This window comes from Candidatus Hydrogenedentota bacterium, assembly GCA_012730045.1.
GTDB lineage: Bacteria > Hydrogenedentota > Hydrogenedentia > Hydrogenedentales > CAITNO01 > JAAYBR01.
Genome location: JAAYBR010000069.1, coordinates 26,842 through 45,760, shown reverse-complemented (window position 1 = coordinate 45,760; position 18,919 = coordinate 26,842). Strand labels below are relative to the sequence as shown.

General features: G+C 69.7%; 17 protein-coding genes. 4 read left to right on the top strand and 13 right to left on the bottom strand.

The genetic code is table 11. From position 1 onward, the window contains the following. The 3 genes from GXY15_07150 to GXY15_07140 all read left to right on the top strand — a co-directional run. Positions 1 to 524 (top strand): hypothetical protein (locus GXY15_07150; protein NLV40989.1); only part of this gene is annotated, 524 nt, incomplete at its 5' end. Continuing rightward, positions 517 to 831, top strand: a complete 315-nt coding sequence (locus GXY15_07145) for a helix-turn-helix domain-containing protein (protein NLV40988.1) — start codon at positions 517 to 519, stop codon at positions 829 to 831. The genes GXY15_07150 and GXY15_07145, both read left to right, overlap by 8 nt. 33 nt (positions 832 to 864) lie before the next feature. Next, positions 865 to 1,875 (top strand): hypothetical protein, encoded by a 1,011-nt coding sequence (locus GXY15_07140; protein NLV40987.1) that lies wholly within the window; start codon positions 865 to 867, stop codon positions 1,873 to 1,875. Positions 1,876 to 1,878: 3 nt separating this feature from the next. Here GXY15_07140 and GXY15_07135 read toward each other — a convergent pair whose 3' ends face one another. Continuing rightward, entirely contained in the window at positions 1,879 to 3,687 is a 1,809-nt protein-coding gene (locus GXY15_07135) for an alpha-galactosidase (GenBank protein ID NLV40986.1), read from the bottom strand. A gap of 244 nt (positions 3,688 to 3,931) precedes the next feature. On the opposite strand from GXY15_07135, the gene GXY15_07130 reads away from it, so the two are divergent. Beyond that, entirely contained in the window at positions 3,932 to 5,719 is a 1,788-nt protein-coding gene (locus GXY15_07130) for a hypothetical protein (protein ID NLV40985.1), read from the top strand. A 78-nt stretch (positions 5,720 to 5,797) separates the two neighbouring features. Here GXY15_07130 and GXY15_07125 read toward each other — a convergent pair whose 3' ends face one another. The 12 genes from GXY15_07125 to GXY15_07070 all read right to left on the bottom strand — a co-directional run bounded on the left by GXY15_07125 (position 5,798) and on the right by GXY15_07070 (position 18,907). Beyond that, positions 5,798 to 6,085, bottom strand: coding sequence for a GIY-YIG nuclease family protein (locus GXY15_07125; GenBank protein NLV40984.1), 288 nt, complete (start codon positions 6,083 to 6,085; stop codon positions 5,798 to 5,800). Between the two features lie 645 nt (positions 6,086 to 6,730). Then, the gene (locus tag GXY15_07120) at positions 6,731 to 8,128 is read right to left on the bottom strand and encodes a UDP-N-acetylmuramate:L-alanyl-gamma-D-glutamyl-meso-diaminopimelate ligase (GenBank protein ID NLV40983.1); all 1,398 of its coding nucleotides are present in this window, start codon (positions 8,126 to 8,128) and stop codon (positions 6,731 to 6,733) included. Then, complete coding sequence (locus GXY15_07115) at positions 8,125 to 9,096, bottom strand: RluA family pseudouridine synthase (GenBank protein ID NLV40982.1); 972 nt, start codon at positions 9,094 to 9,096, stop codon at positions 8,125 to 8,127. Before GXY15_07115 ends, GXY15_07120 begins: the two co-directional genes overlap by 4 nt. A 21-nt stretch (positions 9,097 to 9,117) precedes the next feature. Beyond that, complete coding sequence (locus GXY15_07110; GenBank protein ID NLV40981.1) at positions 9,118 to 9,591, bottom strand: hypothetical protein; 474 nt, start codon at positions 9,589 to 9,591, stop codon at positions 9,118 to 9,120. Between the two features lie 5 nt (positions 9,592 to 9,596). After that, a complete protein-coding gene (gene xylB, locus GXY15_07105) occupies positions 9,597 to 11,120 on the bottom strand; it encodes a xylulokinase (protein ID NLV40980.1) in 1,524 nt (507 codons plus the stop codon). 20 nt (positions 11,121 to 11,140) lie between these two features. Continuing rightward, complete coding sequence (locus tag GXY15_07100; GenBank protein NLV40979.1) at positions 11,141 to 13,348, bottom strand: right-handed parallel beta-helix repeat-containing protein; 2,208 nt, start codon at positions 13,346 to 13,348, stop codon at positions 11,141 to 11,143. Between the two features lie 46 nt (positions 13,349 to 13,394). Further along, entirely contained in the window at positions 13,395 to 14,411 is a 1,017-nt protein-coding gene (locus GXY15_07095; protein ID NLV40978.1) for a hypothetical protein, read from the bottom strand. Between the two features lie 446 nt (positions 14,412 to 14,857). Further along, positions 14,858 to 15,115 (bottom strand): hypothetical protein, encoded by a 258-nt coding sequence (locus tag GXY15_07090; protein NLV40977.1) that lies wholly within the window; start codon positions 15,113 to 15,115, stop codon positions 14,858 to 14,860. After that, entirely contained in the window at positions 15,112 to 16,173 is a 1,062-nt protein-coding gene (gene waaF, locus GXY15_07085; GenBank protein ID NLV40976.1) for a lipopolysaccharide heptosyltransferase II, read from the bottom strand. Before waaF ends, GXY15_07090 begins: the two co-directional genes overlap by 4 nt. Before the next feature lie 9 nt (positions 16,174 to 16,182). Then, positions 16,183 to 16,665 (bottom strand): hypothetical protein, encoded by a 483-nt coding sequence (locus GXY15_07080; protein ID NLV40975.1) that lies wholly within the window; start codon positions 16,663 to 16,665, stop codon positions 16,183 to 16,185. A 119-nt stretch (positions 16,666 to 16,784) separates the two neighbouring features. Continuing rightward, positions 16,785 to 17,813, bottom strand: coding sequence for a DUF1559 domain-containing protein (locus GXY15_07075; GenBank protein ID NLV40974.1), 1,029 nt, complete (start codon positions 17,811 to 17,813; stop codon positions 16,785 to 16,787). A gap of 203 nt (positions 17,814 to 18,016) precedes the next feature. Beyond that, positions 18,017 to 18,907, bottom strand: a complete 891-nt coding sequence (locus GXY15_07070; protein ID NLV40973.1) for an SMP-30/gluconolactonase/LRE family protein — start codon at positions 18,905 to 18,907, stop codon at positions 18,017 to 18,019. Positions 18,908 to 18,919 lie beyond the last annotated feature (12 nt).

Below are 18,919 nucleotides of genomic sequence, written 5' to 3'. Positions count from 1 at the left end.
TGTCCCGGTGGGGGGGCGAGTTCATCTGGAACGTGACCCAGTGGCTTTACGGCGGCGAGGGCTACGCCTCCTTTGACCCCGGGGCGGGGCGCGGCCTGCCGCGCTGGCTCACGGCGGCGGGCGGCGGGCTCGTGGTCTACCACCTCGTCATCGCCGTGCTCGTCAGTTTCGGGTATGTCTCCCTGCGCAACATGCAGCCCTTCTCGGCCCTGTACATGGCCCCCTACCTCTGCGCGCTGATCCTGTACCAGGGGCTGGGTGTCTGGGCCTGGGTCTGGCCGGGCCTCTACGCGGCCCACGCCGCGCTGCTGCTGTGCGGCGCGCCCATCCGGTTTCCCGGCCATTTTCCGCTGCTGGACATGATTGTGCCCGTCTTCGGCTACGGCCTCATCGCCATTCTCCTCGGCCACGCCTACAGCCGCTACGCCCTGTGGAACCTGAAAAAGCTCACGCGCTCCATTGCGTCGGACGTGCCCGAGGGGCAGGACGACCCGGACACGGAAGGGGGCGGCGCGAATGAGTGAACTGGACCGGCTCATCCACGAACCGGCGCGCCTGCGCATCCTGACCCTGCTTTCCGGGCTGGATGTGGCGGACTTCACTTTCCTGCTCAACACCGTGGGGCTGACCAAGGGCAACCTGTCCAGCCACATGGACAAGCTGGAGAAGGCCGGGTACGTGGAGGTGCTCAAGTCCTTCAACGGGCGCGTGCCCCACACGGACTTCCGCATCACGGCGGACGGCGCGCGGGCCCTGAAGGAGTACTGGGACGCCCTCGACACCATCCGCTCGCTGCGGGAGGCCCCGGAAACGGACCCGGACCGGAAATAGCGCGGCGCGCCGCCGCCAGGGAGGGTACGGCCAATGCGAAATGGAGGCTTCACCGGATGGGCCGCGGCGCTGCTGCTGGCCCTGCTGTCCGGGTTCCTGCTGATCCGGCTTCAGGAGCGGACCGGGGAATTGGCCAACCTGCGCGCCGAAATGGGCCGTCTCCAGGCCACCGCCCAGGAGACCGCCCAGTCCCTCGAATCCCTCCGCGCCGCCGTGGACCAGATCCAGAAACAGGCCGTCCCGCCGACGGGAGCCGCAGCCCCGGCTCCGGCCCCCGCGGAAGCCGCCACGGGCCCGGCAGACGCACCCGACCCGGATGACAAGCCGAGCATCGCCAAGCTCTTCTCCATGCTGGGGCAGGAGAAGGACGAAGGGGAAAAGAAAGAGGAGGGCTTCTCGCCCCTGTCCTTCATGAAGATGTTCGAGGGGGAAGGCGGCGAGGCGATGATTGCGGAAGTCGCCGAGATGACCATGGCGCAGATGTATGAGCCCTGGATGGATGAGATGGCATTTCCCCCGGAGGTGGAAGCGCAGGTGCGCGCGGTGTTCCTTGAGCACCAGAAGACCCTAATGCGGTCCGGGCAGCACTTTCTCGGCGGTGACTTCTCCGGCGTGACGGAGCTGCCGACGGACGACACCCTGCGGAACCAGCTTGCGGGAATGCTGACTCCGGAGGCGATGGCCGCCTATGACACGTACATGGCGGACCTTCCGGAACGCATGGCCGAGGAGGCCGTGGACATGCAACTGCTCACCCAGGCCCGCGGCCTGTCCCCCGAGGGGCGCGAGCTGTTCAAGGCCGTGTTGGTCGAGGAGCAGCTTGCATTCCAGCCGGGCAATCCGGCCGCCGCCCTCCAGGGGGGCGGGGATGCCGATGCGTTTATGGGGGACTACGCCGGGACCTACGGCCGCGCCCTGGAAAGGCTGCGGGAAGACTTGTCGGAAAGCGACCTGCGGATTCTCGAACGTTTCGTTGAGCGCAACCGCCGCATGCACGAAGTCTTCCAGGATGTTGCCATGCCTGACGCGCCCAAGCCGGAATAGGCGTCAGTTGCGCCCGTCGTTGCCGGGCGGGCACACGAGGACGCGCGCGGAGTGGGGGGGCATGTCGGGCAGCGTCACGGCGGCGTCCTTTACCTCCACTTCCTTTCCGGTCCAGAAGTCGGTGACCGGCCCCGGCGCCTCCAGGGTGACCTGCGCGGTCTTTGCCTCATCGGACCAGTTAAACACGCAGACCAGCGTCTTGTCGGGCAGCGCGATCCGGCCCGTGTCGAAGGCGCTTCCATCGAAGCGGGCGGCGACGCCCGACGGCGGCAGCAGTTTCTTGAGCATGGCGAGCCGTTCCGCCGAGAGGGCGGGCAGGTTGTCGCCCGAGAGCAGCATCCCGCCGGAGGCCAGGGCGACGGACGCATGGAAGAAGTACTCGTTCTCGGGCAGCTTTCCCGACAGGAGCACGCAGTCCGGGTCGTTCCACCAGAGCCGCCCGTTCTGCCAGTTCCGGTGGAAGTTCTCCCGCGCGATGCCCCGGTAGACGTCCCACGACCGCGTGATGTCGCCGGACGACCGCGCGCCGTGGACCACGCCGAGGGACGGCCACAGCGGGTGGTTGCACCCGAGGATGAAGGCGTCGCCCGCGCCGCGCAGCACGGCCTCCATGCCGCGCCGGTAGGCCTCCACTCGGGTGGCGGCGGGGTCGTGCAGTTTCCCGCCGTGCATGGCCCCCCAGAAGTTCGCGTCGAGCTTGAAGTAGGTGCAGCCCCACTCCTCGCGCAGGATGCGGAAAACGGACTCCAGATGCTCCCGCGCGCCGGGGTGCGTGCCGTCCAGGGCGTACCACGGGCCGTTGCGCCAGCCGCCGAAGGTGACCTTGTCCGAGCGCAGGGGCTGTCCCGTCTCGTCCTTCATGAACCATTCGGGATGCTCGCGGAAGACGCGGGAGTTCTCCTCGGCGATGAACGGGGCGACCCAGATGGCCGGCTCAAAGCCCGCCTTCCGGATTTCCGCCAGCAGGTCCTTGATCCCGCCCTTGAACGCCTTGCCCGTCTCCAGCCAGTCGCCCATGGCGGCCTGGTAGCCGTCGTCAATCTGGACGTAGCGGAGCTGGGGCAGCTCCGTCTTGATGAACTCCAGGTTGCGCATGACCTGCCGCGAGGTCACGCCCGGGCCGAAGCAGTACCACGAGCACCAGCCCGTGGGCGGCGCGGGGAAGGGAAGGCGCGGGTGGCTCTCCGACAGCTTTTCCGCGAAGGCCGCCAGCAGCGCCTCGCGGTCGGGGCCCGCGGCGAACCAGAAGCCCTCCAGGTCCAGCGCCGCGCCGGGGGCCAGCGGCAGCCCCTCCAAATCCAGCACCACCTCGAGCGAGTCAGGACGCAGCCGGAAACACCCCGCGAAGCGCCGGCACGAGGTGAAGCCCATCAGCAGATGCCCGCCCTCCGGCGGAGACAGCAGCAGCAGGTTGTACACCGTGGTCGCGTCGGCCGCCTGGGGGATGCGGTAATGGTCGCGGTCCGTGTAGCCGCCGATGTTCTCCGGCTTCCCCAGCGTGCCGCCGGTCTGGGAGAGCATGGAGAAGCCCTCGCCGTAGAGGCCCGTCTCCGGCGGCAGCGCGTGCGGCAGGCGGAACAGCACCGCCTCGCGCGGCGAGACCGGGGCATTGGAGACATTCTTCAGGCGGAGGGTGCAGGCGTTCCCCTGCCATTCGCGGGACAGCGCGATCTGCGCGGCGTCCACCCCCGGCACCTCCCACGCGGCGGACGAAAAGGCTTCCGCCGTGACGCCGAACCCGGCCTCCGCCCCGGCGGCGGAACAAACCAGGAACACGCACACAGCCAGGGACAACGTCGTCAAGCGGGTCATTCCTGAAATCTCCTCATGCAGGTTCAGCCGTCCGGCCCGTGCTCCCCGCATTGTACAGAATCGCCCGGGGGGAGGGCAGGACAACAGAATGGACGGAATGGACTGTATGGACGACATGGACAAGAAGGCCCGGACAAGCGTTTTGCCGGTGGGCTGGCTGTTTGCCCGTCCGTGTCGTCCATAAAGTCCATATCGTCCATCCCCCTGTATAATGCCCCCGCCCCCCCACGCAGGAGACCGTGCTATGAACCGAGCTCTTCTTGGCGCCTTCGCGCTGGCCGCTGCCGCCGCGTTTGCCGCCCCCCCCGACCTGCGAACGGGCGCGGCGTTCCATGCCTTTGACCATCTGAACGGTTTCGCGGAGCAGGCGGAGACCGCGGCGGCCTGCGGCGCGACGATTATCTACGCCACGGGCCTCGGCATGGACGGCTACACGGGCATTCCGGCGGCGGAGACGTGGGAGGCCCACCGGGCGCAGTGCCGCAATTACAACAAGAAGGCCCATGTCGCGGGCATCCAGGGGATTCTCGGCTACCTCTGCGCCACGTCCATCGTCGGCCTCGACACCTTCGACGCAAACTGGACCGACGACATGCGCGCGGAGTTCGGCTCGGCCCCCGCCGACTGGCTCCAGCAGGACGCGGAGGGGAAACCGCTGCCCTCGTGGTACGGCGGTGACTACCGCCCCGCCTGCATGAACCACCCCGGCTGGCGCGCCTACCAGCGCTTCATGGTCCGCAGCCAGATCGAGACGGGCCACGACGGCATCTTCTTCGACAATCCGACGGTCCACAACAAGGGCTGCTACTGCCCGCACTGCATGGAGAAGTTCGCGGCGTATCTGGAAGGGAAGCGGCAGCCCGGGGAGGACGGCAGCCTTGCCGGACTTCGCCGCGCCGCCCTCGCGCAAAAGGAGGACTTTCTCCGCTTTCGCTGCACCACGGCCCGCGACTTCCTCCTCGAGATGCGCATGGCGGCCCAGCTAATCCACCCCGACGCCCTCGTCACGGCGAACAACAGCCTCAACCAGCCCGACGCCCTCTTCGCCCAGTGCCACCTCTTCGCGTACAATATTTTCGAGATGAGCCCGGCGGAGGACTTCGTCGTCATCGAGGACATGGGCACCCAGCCCCGGCGGCTGGCCGACGGCACCACCCTGGAGGGCGGCCCGACCTACGCCCAGCTCCAAGCCGTCGCCCGCGGCAGGCCCGTCGTCGCCTCCACCATCGCCGAGACGGACTACCACACGCCGCCGTCCCTCGTCCGCCTCGCCATGACCGAGGCCGCCGCCCACAACACGGGCTACCTCCTCTGGGCCGCCTGGCCCGAAGACCAGCGCGCCCGCATGGCCGCCGCCGTGCGCCCCTGCGCCGACTGGCTGCGCGGCCACGCCGACCGGCTCGCCGTCTCGCAGCCGCGCCGCGACGTTGTGCTTTTTCTCCCCTTCCAGAACTGGGTGAACACGAAGGAGTGCCGCGCCACCTTTCTCGCGCGGGAACTGCGCAAACGCAACCTCCAGTTTGAGGTTGCGGAGGAGAGGGGAATCGGCTCGGTCCTGGCCGGCGCGCGCGTCCTCGTGGTGGAAGACGCGGAAGCCGTCCCGTCGCGCATGAAAGACACCCTTCGCATGTTAGCCCACCGCGGCGGCACCCTCATCCTCGGCGACAAAAGCGACTGGGCCGACCGCGTCCGCGCCGCCCTGAACCCGCCCGCCGTTGTCCTGGAGGCCCCCGACACCGTCCGCATCGTCCTCCGCGACACGCCCGCCGAAACCCTCGTCTTCCTCTACAACCTCCACATCGAGCGTCTCTCCTCCTTCGAGGACCGCGTCACCCCCGCCGAAAACCTCCGCGTGACCGTCACCGTTCCCTTCAACGCCGTTGGTGCCGTCACGGCATCCTCCCCCGACCCCGGCGCGTTCAACGGCACCCTCCCCCACACCGCAGAGCCCACCCCCGAAGGCGGAATGCGCGTGTCCTTCACCCTCCCCCGACTAGACACCGGCGCGCTGGTGGTCGTGGCGAAGGGGTGACAAGAAGAAGCAGTTGACCAAGCAGTGGAAGCGCGGAAGTGCCTCGAGATATCGTCGCCGTCCTTCCCAAGTCGGAAGCTACAACGGCCCCTCCGACAAGTCCTTCCAGTCTGGGTTGAGCGACTCAATAAGTTGGATTTTCCATACACGGCGCCATTTCTTGATTTGTTTCTCCCGCCGGATCGCGGCATACATGTCGTCATGCCATTCGTAATAGACGAGCATGTGCACTCCATACCGGCGGGTAAACCCCTCGACGAGGTCATTCCTGTGTTCCCACACCCGGCGCGGGAGGTTGCTTGTAACCCCCGTGTAAAGCGTTCCGTTCCTTCGGCTGGCCAGTATGTAGACGGCAGGTTGTCGCATTTCCACAGTCCCCACATTTTTTGAAAACGGGAGAGCAGCCCCCAGAAGGGGCGATACCCGCGCATGGCAGTGCTTATCATATTCATGGGGATGGATGCGTGCAATAATGGGGCTCCAGCCCAAGGAAAGAAGGGTGGGCAGTGCTATGGCCGCGTCGGCCGGGGGGCTTGGGGGAGCCCGCGTTTTGGGAAGAACACGGTGTCAAACAAAGACATCCAGCACCCCCGTCATTCCCGCGCACGCGGGAATCCATCTTGGGTCAGCGGGTTGCCCCGCGCGCCAGGGCATGGGCCCCCGCTTTCGCGGGGGTGACGGAGGGGGATCGGGATGACAGCGGGGGAGCTTGGGCGATGTGAGGGGCGCAGGGGAGAGGGATGGGGCGCAGCGTTAGCGAAGACACGCACCCTTGCCGTCATTCCCGCGCATGCGGGAATCCATCTTGGGTCAGCGGGTTGTCCCGCGCGCCTGGGCATGGGCCCCCGCTTTCGCGGGGGTGACGGAGGGGGATCGGGGTGACAGCGGGGGCGGCTGCGATGCGAACGGGGCGGAGGGATGCTCCACGGGATGCACTGCATGGAGAGTGACAAACAGGAAAGAGTCGGCATTGACGATCGAAGTGTCACCCTAAACGGGCAATTTCAATCCCTACCCCGCCATTTCCCCGAACATCCGGTAGATGCCGCCGAAGGCGCCGTTGCTCATGATGAGGACGACGTCGCCGTCGCGGGATTCTTCCCAGACGGCGCGGGCGAGGGCGGGGACGTCGTCGCAGGCGTCGGCGGGGACGCCTCGGGCGGCGAGGTCGGCGGTCATTTGGGCGCGGTCGAGGCGCTCGTTTTCGGGGAGACTTTCGGCGCGGTGGACGGGGCCGAGCCAGAGGCGGTCGGCGCCGGCGAAGGCGTCGGTGAGCTCGCCCTGGAAGCGGTTGGTGACGGTGGTGTTGGAGCGGGGCTCGAAGAGGGCGAGGATGCGGGCGCCGGGCCATTTCTCGCGGGTGGCGGCGATGGTCTCGCGGATGGCCGTGGGGTGGTGGGCGAAGTCGTTGACGAAGACCGCGCCGTGGTGCCGCAGGAAGACCTCCATGCGGCGCTTGACGCCGGGGAAGTCGGCGATCGCGGCGGCGATGCGCGCCGGGTCCGCGCCGAGGAGGGCGGCGGCGGCGACGGCGGCGAGGGCGTTCTGCCCGTTGTGGCGCCCGGCGAGGGCGGGCTCGGTTTCGAGGAAGGGCTCGCCGTTCCGCAGCACGGCGAGGAGGCGGCGCCCGCCGCGCTCGACGGGGACGCCCCGCCAGTCCGCGCCCTCGCTGAAGCCGTAGGTGGCGGTTTGGCAGTAGGCGTGGGGGACGAGGGACGCGGCACGGTTGTCCGCGCAGGCGATGAGCCAGCCCTCCTTCGGAATCTGGCGCAGCATGCGCTGGAAGGCCGTCTCGATCTCGGCGAGGTCGGCGTAGATGTCGCCATGGTCAAACTCGAGGGAGGTGACGACGGCGATCTCGGGGAGGTAGTGCAGGAACTTGGCGCGCTTGTCGAAGAAGGCGGTGTCGTACTCGTCGCCCTCGATGACAAAGGGCGCGCCGGGGGCGCCGAGTCGCGCGGGATGCTCGAAGCCGAGGGGCTGGCCGCCGATGAGGTAGCCGGGGGCGAGGCCGCAGCGTTCGAGGACGTGGGCCGCGAGCGCCGTGGTGGTGGTCTTGCCGTGGGTGCCCGCGATGACCACGGGCCGCCGGGGCCGCAGCACCTCCTCCTTGAGCCATTCGGGCAGGCTGAGGAAGCGCATGCGCCGCGAGAGGACGGCCTCCACCTCGGGGTTGCCCCGGCTCAGGGCGTTGCCGGGCAGCACGAGGTCGGGGTTCCAGTCGAGGTTGGCGGCGTCGTAGCCGGTGTAGACGGGCACGCCGAGGGCGGCGACCATGTCGGAGGTGGGCGGGTAGAGCGGGTTGTCGCTGCCGCGCACCTCCCAGCCCGCCTCGAGGGCGAGGCGCGCCCCGCCGACCATGGCGGTGCCGCCGATGCCGCTGAAGTGGATCTTGCCGCGGGGGGTCATTTTGTTCCTGCCAGGGCGCGCAGGGCGTTCAGCGCGCGGGTGAAGTCCTCCGGCGGGCCGGCCTCGAACTGGAGACGCTCGCCGGTGGCGGGGTGGGTGAAGCCGAGGAGTCCCGCGTGGAGGGCCTGGCCGCGCAGGCCGTTGAGGGCGGCCGTGGTGTCCTCCGGCAGGTCCATGCCCCGGAAGTCGGACACGCCATAGACGGGGTCGCCGAGGATGGGGCGGCCGGCGAAGCGCATGTGGACGCGGATCTGGTGGGTGCGGCCCGTCTCAAGCCGCAGCCGCACGAGGGAGGCCGCGCCGAAGCGCTCCAGCACCTCGACATGGGTGACCGCCTCGCGGGCGTAAAGCCCCGTGACGGCCATCTTCGACGGGTCGGCCAGGCTGCGGCCGAGGGGCGCGTCTATGCGCGCGCGGTCCTCGGGGAACTCGCCCCGCACAAGGGCGAGATAGCGCCGGTCGAAGGTGTGGGAGGCGGCCTGCTCCGCGAGGGAGGCGAAGGCCCGCCGTGTCTTCGCGGCGATCATGACGCCGGAGGTGTCGCGGTCGAGGCGGTGGACGATGCCGGGGCGGTTCTGGTCGGCCCCGGCGCGCTGGAACCCGGGGCAGTGGAAGAGCAGGGCGTTCACCAGCGTGCCGTGGTCGTGGCCGGGCGCGGGATGCACCACCAGCCCGGCGGGCTTGTTCACCACGACCACATCGTCGTCCTGGAACAGGATGTCGAGGGGGATGTCCTCGGGCTGGGGCTCCGCCGGGGGCGGGTCGGGCAGGTCCACGACCACCGTCTCGCCGGCGGCCATCATCCGCGAGGGCTTCTTGCAGACGTGGCTGTTGACCGTGACCCGCCCGTCCTGGACCACCTTCTTCAGGAAGGAGCGCGTGGCGTCCTCCACCATTCCCGCGAGGAAGACGTCCATGCGCAGGCCGGCCTGCGCCTCGTCCACCGTCATTTCAAAGGATTCCGACATGTTTTTCTCCGGGGTGCGGGGTTATTCGCGGAACATGCCGCGAAAATGCAGCACCGCGCCCATGAAGTCGTCTCCGAGCAGCGCCGGGAGCCAGCACTCCCCGGCATCTTCCTCCTGCATTTTCTCCGCGCGCGCGGTGATCTCGCCCAGCGCGCGCTCCAGCACCCCCGCCATGGCCGTCCACAGCTCGTGGCGCTCCAGCCAGAACCGGGAGTCCAGCTCCAGCACGGCGGTGAGCAGGTCGCCGGGATGCTCCGCCGCCTCCAGCAGGGGGTCGGCGTCGAGCAGCGCGACGGCGGGCGGCACGGTGTGCGCCGGGGCCACGCCCAGCCGCACGACGGCCAGCAGGTCCGCCGGGCTGTACTTGCGCAGGGGCCGATGCCCGACGCGCCGCGCGACGGCGGCGACGTCGTCGCTGGCGTCCGCGCCGTCGAAGCAGGCGGGGTCCAGTTCCGGCAGCGTGCGGCGCAGGTCCACGTCATGCTCGAAGGGCATGGCGGTCACCCGAGGATTTCGGCGGCGCGCCGGAAGCCGGGGGCGAGGGCGCGGTAGGCCGCCTGGTACTCGCGGAACCACCGGCCGTAGCCGGCCGCCGCCGCCGGGTCGGGGGACACGCGGTCCACCTCGCGGATGATGGCGTCGCAGGCCGCGTCCACGCGGGCGTGCATGCCCGTGGCGACGGAGGCGAGGATCGCCGCGCCGTAGGCCGGGCCCTCGTCCACGTTGATGGTGACCATGGGGGCGCTGTTGACGTCCGCCATGATCTGGCGCCACAGGGCGCTGCGCGCGCCGCCGCCGGAGCAGCGCACCTCGTCCACCGCGACGCCCATGCCGCGCATGATCTCCGTGCTGTCGTTCATGGCGTAGGCCACGCCCTCGAGGACGGCGCGGGCCATGTGCGCCCGCGTGTGCCGCAGGGACAGGCCGATGAACGCCGCGCGGGCGAAGGGGTCCTTGTGGGGCGTGCGCTCGCCCGTGAGATAGGGCAGGAAGAGGAGCCCCTCGCTGCCCGCCGGGGCCGTGCCCGCCGCCGCGGTGATGTCCTCGTAGACCTCGCGGCCCTCGGCCTTCGCGCGCACCCACTCCCCGGTCCAGAGCTGGTTGCGGAACCACTGGAGCGACCCCGCCGCGCTGAGGACAACGCCCATGGTGTGCCAGCAGCCCGGCACGGAGTGGCAGAAGGTGTGCACGCGGCCCTCCGGGTCCGTGCTGACGGTGTCCGCGAAGGCGAACAGGACGCCGCTCGTGCCGAGGGATGCGGAGACCACGCCCCGGCGCACGATGCCGCAGCCGACGCCGTTGGCGGCCTGGTCGCCGCCGCCCGCCACGACGGGGATGCCCGCGGGCAGGCCGGTCTGCGCGGCCGCACCGGCGGTGAGGGTGCCGGTGACCTCCGGCCCCTCGAAGGAGGCGGGCAGCAGCGCGGGGTCAATGTCCAGCAGGGACAGCAGCTCGCGGTGCCAGCACCGGTTTTTCACGTCGAAGAGCAGGGTGCCCGAGGCGTCGGCCACGTCGGTGGCGTACTCGCCCGTGAGAACCCAGCGGATGTAGTCCTTGGGCAGGAGCACCCGGCGCACCTTCTCGTACAGGTGCGGCTCGTTGTCCCGCAGCCAGAGAATCTTCGGGGCCGTGAAGCCCGTGAGCGCGGGGTTCGACACCATCTCGATGAGCCGCGCCGCGCCGACCTTCTCCGTGATGGCGTCGCACTGGGCGGCCGTGCGCTGGTCGCACCACAGCAGGGCGTTGCGCAGCACGTTGTTCTCCGCGTCGAGGAACACGGACCCGTGCATCTGGCCCGTGAGGCCGATGCCCTTCACGTCGGCGGGGTTCACCTGCGCGGCGAGCTGCGACAGCGCCGACAGCGCGGCGGCGCGCCAGTCCGCGGGGTCCTGCTCCGCCCAGCCCGGCTTGGGGCTGTGCAGGGGGTATTCCACGAGCGCGGACGCCATCAGGCGCCCGGTTTCATCCATGGCGACGGCCTTGGTCCCGCTGGTGCCGACGTCGAGTCCGATGACGATGCCCATTTTCCGCTCTCCCTCTTTGGTTACGGCTCCACAACCCACTCGCGGTGGTCGCCGCCGTCGCGCCGCTCCTGGGCGGGCGGCGGCCACGACGCGCGGAACTCGTCCTTGTACAGGCCGATCCGGTAGTCCGGAATGTCCTTGATCCCCATCTCGAAGGCCGGGGAATCGTGGCGCATCATGTAGTTGTCCTCCTCCGGCCGGAAGAACTTCGGGTCCGCGAGGCGGCTGTTCTTGTCATGCCCGCGCGCCTGCCACTCCGTCCACGGAACGTCCGCCGCGTCGTCCTTCTTGTAGGACCGCGCGGCCACCTGCGGGGTTGCGGTGTGGAAGATGAGGTTGTTGTCGAAGGTCGTGGTTTCGGGGTCGTAGGGGCTGAGAGTGTAGGCGACCGCCGTGGACGAGCCCGGCTTCGCCGTGCTGAGTCCGCGGTAGTCGTCTCGGGTGTAGGCCACCACATTGTTCGTGAAGGTGTTGTTCGCCGGTTTGCGCGGGTCGTCGCCCATCTTCAGCAGCTCGGGGTAGCGCGTGCTGAACGGCGGGTTCTTGTAGTCCATGGCCTCCAGCCGCTCCTGCATGATGTCCCAGCAGTAGGCGTCCCACCGGTCGTCAATGTGGAGCGCGGGCACGCAGTCCACGAAGACGTTGTTGTCCACGAGGTTGTCGCGCCCGCCGCCGATCATGACGCCGCACAGGGGCACGCGGTAGAAGATGTTCGCCTGCACCGTCACGCCGCTGGAGCAGTCGTCGAGGTACACGCCCCAGGCCTGGTGCGGGGCGTCGTAGTGGTACTTGCCGTCGGTGCCCGCAGCGAGCCCGGCCAGGCCGAAACCGTAAATGTCGTGGAACTTGTTGAACCGGAGCACGTTTCCGCGCTGGGTCCAGTCGCGGCCCATGTAGAACCCGCCGTTGTCGCTGCCCTCCAGGCACACGTGGTGGATGTCGTTGTACTCGATGATGTGGTCGTTGCCGTTGAGCAGGATGCCGATGTGCGGCGCGTCGTGGATGAGGTTGTTGGCGACGCGGCTGCCCACGCCCGCGACGGTCACGCCGGTCTGGTAGGTCTGGAAGATCGCGCCGAAATGGTGGATGTGGTTGTTCACCGCCTCGTGCGACGCCGGGGTGAGGGTCTTGCGGTCGCCGCCGTCGAGGGAGACGCCGCCGCGGCCCGTGGCGTAAATGTCGCAGCCCGCGACCTTGCACTGTTTGCCGCCGCTGACCACGGCGCCGTAGCCGCCCGTGTTGCGGATCACGCAGCGCGCGGCGAGCACGGACACGCAGTCCTCGATGCGGACCGCCTCGGCGGTGCAGGCCTCCATCGTGAAGCCCATCCACGCGACATGGGCGGCGCCCTTCATGCGCACGAGGGTCTCCACGGCGGGCACGATCACCTCGGCGGCCTCCATGGACGCCGGGGGCAGGAAGTACAGCGTGTTCGACGCGTCGTTCAGGCAGAACTCGCCGGGGGCGTCCAGCTCTTCCAGCACGTTTTGGAAGAAGAAGCGGCGGCCCGGCTCGATGGTGTAGGGCAGCTTCTCGCCCAGCTCCACCGTGCGCGTCGCCGCGTCGAAGGCCTTCAGCGGGGTGATGGTCTGCCACCAGTTGTAGTTCGGCCAGATCGAGACTTCGACGCCCGCGAGGCTCTTCCAGCCCGCGGGCCGGTCCGAAGCGGTCACGAAGGAGGTCTCGGGGGCGGCGTCCACCCGGGTCTGGACGAAAGCCCACTTGCCGCCGGGCATGTCGTCCTCCCCCTTGTTCGGCCAGCGCGCGGGGATCTGGCGCTCGCCGTTGAAGAAGAGCTGGCGCGGCGCGCCCTTGGGCAGGGCGAAGGGCGTCATGTCCGCCTTGAGGATTTCGCCCGCGTGCGGGGTGAACTCTGTGACGGGCCGGCCGCCGACAATGCGCACCGTCTCCCCCGGCACGGCCTGCCACACCACGGGGAAGGTTTCGGAGCCCGAATCCTCCTTCTCCAGCACGAGGGGCTCCGTCAGGTAATACGCGCCCGCGTGGACGTAAACCATGCCGCCCTCCGACGTGCCCGCCGCGCGCAGGGCTTCCCGCGCCCGGCCCAGGGTCAGGAAGGGGCCGTCGGTCCCCTCCGCGTTCGGTTCGGGCAGGGTGCCGGACCATGCGTCGTTGCCGTGCACGGCGACATGGAACACGGGCATCGGCGCGGCGGCGCAGAGGCCCGCGCACAGCAGAACGGCTGCAAAGAGAAGTCTGGCGCTCATCCGGGTTTCCTTCCAACAGCGCGCCCTGGGGGCGGGGATTTGAGGGTCATTTCAGCATGAGTTGGCGCAGATTGTCAACGTAGTCGCGCGGAAGCGCGGTGTTTTTCACCTGGCGCGGCGCGCCCCCGCCGGCCGGCGGCGCAAGGGCGCCGGCGACCAGCGCGCGCCCCTCCTCCCCGCAGGCGTCCGTGACGGCCTCCAGGAACAGGGCCGGGTCTGAAGGCGCCAGGGAAAAGGACCCCGACGGCGTGTCCCACGCGGCGGCAAGCACCCGCCGAACAAACTTCTCGGCCGGCAGCGACATCAGCCGGGCGCGCGTGCCCAGCAGGACGGGCCGCAGCCCCGAGTTCCCCTCCCGCGCCACCAGGAAATCCTGCGGCCGCAGGGCGGAGAAATTCAGCGACCGCCCCGCCTGCGCCCGCCACACGCGGAACAGCAGGGTGACGATTCCCGCGCGGAGCTTGTCCGTGTCCCGCCGCGTGAGGAGGCGGACGCCGCCCGCGCCGCCCGCCGCGAGCTGGGCCGGGTTGCCGACAGCCATGGGCGCGGCGTCGGCCGGCCACGCGGCCAGCCATGCGGGCAGTTCGCGCCCCATCTCCGCCCGCTTGTACCGGTCGGGCAGATAGACAAAGCCCGCCCCGAGAAAGGGGGCCACGTGCCTCGGGTCCGCCTCGTACAGCGCCCGCGCGTTCTCGCACTCCGCGCGCAGGGCGACCCCGTACTCCTGGTGGTTGCGCGCCAGCATCAGGACCGCCGTCCCCTTGTCCCGGTTCCGGTTCGACGCCGTCACAAGGTAGCAGAAGCGGTGCGCCTCCTCCCAGGCCAGGTCGAAGGTGAGCGAGAACAGCGGCGCGTCCCCCAGCAGTTTCCGCAGGGCGGGCTGCAGGAGCGGGTCGCGGCTGACCAGCAGCTTTTCCACGGCGTGCTCCAGCGTCTCGTGGCGGAAAAACTCCTTCGCCTCGGCGATGCCGGGAAGCTGGAGACCCCGGGTCTTCGTCCATTTCACATGGACGATGTTCGCCGCGGGGCCGCGGTCCGCCGCCGCGGCGCGCGCGGCCTTCACCGCCGGACGCGGGGGGCGTCCCGGACGCAGCGGACGCGGGGCGTGCGCGGGACGGGGGGGACGCGGGACGGCATCACCGCCTTCGGCGCGCGGGCTGGGCCGGTCCGGTGCGCCGGGCCGGGAGGGCCTGCCCGCGCGGAAGGGCTTGGAGGCGGAGGCTTTCGGGCGGGGGGAAGGCCGGTCCGGTGCGCCGGACCGGGCGGGTTTGTCAGCGCGGAAGGGCTTGGCGTCCGCGGTTTTCGGGCGGGGGGCGGCGGACCGGCCCGGCCTGCGGGGGGCCGCCGGTTTGCCCTGCCTCGGGGATTTCTCCGATCGAACATTTCTGGCCATGCGCACGCCTTCCGTCCGGCACCGCCGGATCATGATACGGTTTCAGTTTTGGTGCGCGTAGTGTACCATCCGGGCCGCCCCCACTTCCCTACCCTGCCCGGTCACCGGCTGCCGCGTCAGTAGAGCCGCTCCGATTCCGCGCCGGGGCCGGGGCCGGGGGCGTCCCCGTTTCGCAGCGCCATTTCCAGTTCGGCGCGGCCGGACTCGTATTCCTCCACGGAGATGCTCCCGATGACCTCCACGCGGAGTTTGGTGTCCAGGCTCACGAAACTCACGCCGGTGCCCGTGGGCAGTCTCTCCGGGGTGCCCTCGCTCTGCCACTTCTTGGCGGGCTTGCCGCCGGACCACATGGTGATGACATAGATGCCTTTCATGCGGGCTCCTCATCGCGCGGGGCCGGGCCGCGCGGGGGTTGAAGGTCCAGGGCCGCCAGCGCGGCCTCCGCCACCGCGTCCACGGAGATGCCCGTCATGCAGCGGTGGTCCGTGGCGCAGACGGGCTGCTGGCAGGGGCCGCAGTCCACATCAATCCGCAGCACGCGGCCCCGCTCCCAGGGGCCGTCCGTGTAGGCGGGGGAGGTGGGGCCCATGACGCACACCACGGGCTTCCCGAAGGCCACGGCGACATGGCGCGGCCCACTGTCGTTGCCGGCCAGCAGGTCCGCGAGCGACACGGCGGCCTTGAGCATGTCGAGGCCCTGCCGGGGGCATTCGAGCAGGGGATGCCGCGCGGCGGCCAGCACCGCCCGGCGCGTGTCCTCCTCGCCGGGCCCGGTCAGGAGGACGCAGCGCGCGCCGCGGCGCTCATGCAGATGGTCCGCCAGGGCGGCGAACCGCTCAGCGGGCCACTGCTTGCTCGGGCCGAAGGCCGCGCCGGGCGCGAGCGCCACCAGGGGGCCCTCTCCGGCGAACCGTTCCGCGAGCTCCGCGCGCAGGGCCTCCGGGGCCGCAAGCTCCGGGCCGAGGCCGTCGCGTTTCCCTCCGGCCGCCTCCGCCACGTCCAGATACTCGAAGGCCATGTAGACCGGGGTGATGCGTCCGTCCACCCGGTGCGGGGCCACGCGCTCTGTGAGCAGGAATCCCCGCCCGTTGCGGTCGTGTCCGATACGGTGGCGGGCCCCGGCCAGCCGCGCCAGCAGGGCGGCGCGGAAGGAATGGGGGAAGACCACGGCCAGGTCGCACGCGGCGGGGGCCAGCGCGCGGGCGTGGCGGAACAGCTCCGCCGTCCCGGGCCGGGCGGGCAGGGGATGCAGGGCGTCCACCCAGGGGAGCCCCTCCAGCAGAGCGCAGACGGCGGCGCGCCCCGCGACGGTGAGCCGGGCCTGGGGAAAGGCGTTCTTGAGCGCGCGCAGCGCGGGGGTGCACATGACGGCGTCGCCCACCCAGTTGGGGGCGAGGGCAAGGAGGTGTTCCGGGACGTCGGCGCACCGCATGGCGGCGGGTCAGGCCTGTCCCGGCGCGGGGTCAGGCAAGCCCGGAGGGGGCGCGGGAGCGGGGGAGGGGGGGGCGGCCTCAACCGCCTCCCCGGAAGGCGGAAGCTGCGCCGGTTCAGCGGCATCTCCGGTCACGGGAGGGGGTGTGTCCTGCGGGGCCTGCGGTGCGGCGGCCTCTGCGGCCATCCGGGCCTCCAGCGCGGCGCGGCGCGCGGCGCGCTCCGTGCGGGCGGCGGCGGCGGGCTCCTCCCACTGCTCCCGGGTCTCCTCGAGCCAGGCGGTGAGTCCTGCGGCGACCTCGGCACGATTGAACTGGCGCTCCGCTCGGAAGGTTTCCCGCCAACTCGTGCGGCGAACGATGCCGAAGAAGGCCGGGCGCTGGCGCACATACACGGCCACGCAGTGCTCCGGTTCCGGGTCGTCAAAGGCGGCCATGAACTCCGCGGGCGTCATGGCCCCGAGATAGATGTCCCAAAACTCCTGTGCTTTCATGGAGGCCATTGTAGCAGAAGCCGGCGGAGAAACAAGCCTGTCCCCCCGGCCGGGGAGACAGAAAGGGCGGCGGCACGGGATGTGCCGCCGCCCTGGCATCCACTGAAACGGGGCGGGGGTTACTCCGTGAATATGCCGGACATCATGGCCAGGGAGTTCGCCACGAGCTCGTTGGGCAGCCCGTCGCCGAGCCGCTCATACCGCTGGAACTCCACATGGCCGTCCATGAACAGGATGTTGGAGCCGCCGGGCACGTGGTTGTACGCCTCGGCGACGCGGGCCACCTGGTCGAACATGACCGGCAGGCCGCTCTGGGCCAGCGCGGATGCGCCGGGGTTGTTGATGTCTGTGATCAGGAAGCGCTCGATGCCCTCGCGCAGGCGGTAGATGGTGGTTCCCATGCCGTTGCCCACGCCCGGGAGCAGGCCCTCAATGTCGCTGTCAAATACCGCCGCCAGCTGGGCCGCCTGGGCGGGGGACACATTGTTCGCCCCGGCCATCATCGCCTGGAGCACCTCGGTGCTGAAGAGTTTGGTCACTGCGGCCACCAGCTGGGCGGGGCCGGGTGAGTCGGTGGGGATGGGGGGCGGGGTGCTCAGCAGGGCAAGGATGGGCTGCACCGCTGTGAACTGCTCCGTGCCGCACCGGTCCGTGTAGCAGTCCAGCGTCCAGCCGATGTAGGAGTAACTGATGTCCGTGGCGCTCGCGCAGCGCTGCTTGCCCGCGCCCGTCCCCGTGGCCGGCCACAGGTAGCTGCCCACGCACAACTCGCCGTTGTTCGGGTTCGTGAACAGGTCCGCCGCCTCGCCCGCCTCGGGGTCGGACGGGCACACCAGCACGTTCGCGTCTGCCAGGTACTCCGGGTAGATTGCGAAGATGTTCGGCGAAAGGTCAACGGAAGCCGCGCGGCCCGTCGCGCTGCGCCAGGGGAAATAGCCGCCCTGAATGGTCGGGAAGCTGCCCTTCGCCTCGTTGGCATACATCTTCAACACCACGCCCATCTGCTTCAGGTTGTTCTGGCAGGAGGAGCGGCGGGCCGCCTCGCGCGCCCGCGCCAGCGCCGGCAGCAGAATCGCCGCCAGAATGCCGATGATGGCAATGACTACCAACAGCTCAATCAGGGTAAATCCTTTGCGTCTCATAGGAATGATCTCCTTAGGCCCGAGGGGCCCTTTTTTCCGGCCGAAATCCGGCCGGGGCGCACTTTACCCTCACCTTCCCCTCACAAAATCAAGGAAGGCTGGGAAAGCCCGCATTCCCAAGAAAAGTCCCGCGCGAACAAGTCCTGTCCGCCCACCCCTATTTTGGTGAAAAACGTGAAGAATGTCAAGCGGTTTTTCGCGCATGGGGTTTATGGGCGCGGCTTCGCCTCGAAAACATGCAGGGTGGAGCGGTCGTCGCCGCTGATGAAGAGGAAGCGGACCCCGCCTTCCATCGCCTCCGCCAGAAAGGGGTTCTGGGTCCACGCGGGGGCGCCGGCGTTTCTCACGGGCACGGGGATCTGGTGGACGGCGACGGGACCTGCGGTGTCCACAAGATCAATGCCCCCCAGCCGCAGCGCGGGCAGACGGCTCCCCGGCAGCGTGTACTGCTGGAGTCCCGCGCAGAGCAGCAGCCGGGTGCCGGGAACACGCTGCATGTCCTGATAGTCTATGTAATGGTTGCCGTTGGGGCGCGATTCGGGATGGTCCGGGTCCGGCACCGTGACGGCGCCGTCCCGGGTCTCGGTCTTCCACGAATACCAGCGGCGCGCCCCCCAGCTCACCCCCACCAGCACCCCCTCCTCCGGCAGGTGGGCCACCGCTCCCAGGTGGTCGGCAAAGCGGAACTGCTCCCGCGCCTCCAGCGTCTCCGGGTCCACCGTGTAGACAATGGAGTGGCTGTCAGGGCGGTACTCCCCCACGGACACCCAGAGGCGCGCGCCGTCGTGGTCAATGCCGCCGGGGTGGTACAGGGCCCCCTCGCCCAGGGTGATTTCCCGGAGCTTTTTTCCGTCCCGGTCCATTTCGAACAGGTGGCCGGTTCCCTTGCCCGCCTCCCGGTCGAGCACCTCGACCGAGGACAGAAACAGGCGGTCGCCCACTGCGGTCATCCCCTGCGGATGGAAGGAGGGGAAGTCCAGCGCGCAAGACGAAAGCTCCGTCCAGACGGCGTCCTTCCCCAGGGTCTGAATGGCTTCCGCCAGATTCTGGCCCGCGGAGAGATGGGCGGTGAGCAGGAGCGGGGCGACCCAGATGAGCATGACGGGAACCTC

What these genes read in the sequence shown, in the direction of transcription:
- GXY15_07145 (NLV40988.1), top strand. Translation starts at nt 517, where the DNA reads ATGAGTGAACTGGACCGGCTCATCCACGAACCGGCGCGCCTGCGCATC.
- GXY15_07140 (NLV40987.1), top strand. Translation starts at nt 865, where the DNA reads ATGCGAAATGGAGGCTTCACCGGATGGGCCGCGGCGCTGCTGCTGGCC.
- GXY15_07135 (NLV40986.1), bottom strand. Translation starts at nt 3,687, where the DNA reads ATGACCCGCTTGACGACGTTGTCCCTGGCTGTGTGCGTGTTCCTGGTT.
- GXY15_07130 (NLV40985.1), top strand. Translation starts at nt 3,932, where the DNA reads ATGAACCGAGCTCTTCTTGGCGCCTTCGCGCTGGCCGCTGCCGCCGCG.
- GXY15_07125 (NLV40984.1), bottom strand. Translation starts at nt 6,085, where the DNA reads ATGCGACAACCTGCCGTCTACATACTGGCCAGCCGAAGGAACGGAACG.
- GXY15_07120 (NLV40983.1), bottom strand. Translation starts at nt 8,128, where the DNA reads ATGACCCCCCGCGGCAAGATCCACTTCAGCGGCATCGGCGGCACCGCC.
- GXY15_07115 (NLV40982.1), bottom strand. Translation starts at nt 9,096, where the DNA reads ATGTCGGAATCCTTTGAAATGACGGTGGACGAGGCGCAGGCCGGCCTG.
- GXY15_07110 (NLV40981.1), bottom strand. Translation starts at nt 9,591, where the DNA reads ATGCCCTTCGAGCATGACGTGGACCTGCGCCGCACGCTGCCGGAACTG.
- xylB (NLV40980.1), bottom strand. Translation starts at nt 11,120, where the DNA reads ATGGGCATCGTCATCGGACTCGACGTCGGCACCAGCGGGACCAAGGCC.
- GXY15_07100 (NLV40979.1), bottom strand. Translation starts at nt 13,348, where the DNA reads ATGAGCGCCAGACTTCTCTTTGCAGCCGTTCTGCTGTGCGCGGGCCTC.
- GXY15_07090 (NLV40977.1), bottom strand. Translation starts at nt 15,115, where the DNA reads ATGAAAGGCATCTATGTCATCACCATGTGGTCCGGCGGCAAGCCCGCC.
- waaF (NLV40976.1), bottom strand. Translation starts at nt 16,173, where the DNA reads ATGCGGTGCGCCGACGTCCCGGAACACCTCCTTGCCCTCGCCCCCAAC.
- GXY15_07080 (NLV40975.1), bottom strand. Translation starts at nt 16,665, where the DNA reads ATGAAAGCACAGGAGTTTTGGGACATCTATCTCGGGGCCATGACGCCC.
- GXY15_07070 (NLV40973.1), bottom strand. Translation starts at nt 18,907, where the DNA reads ATGCTCATCTGGGTCGCCCCGCTCCTGCTCACCGCCCATCTCTCCGCG.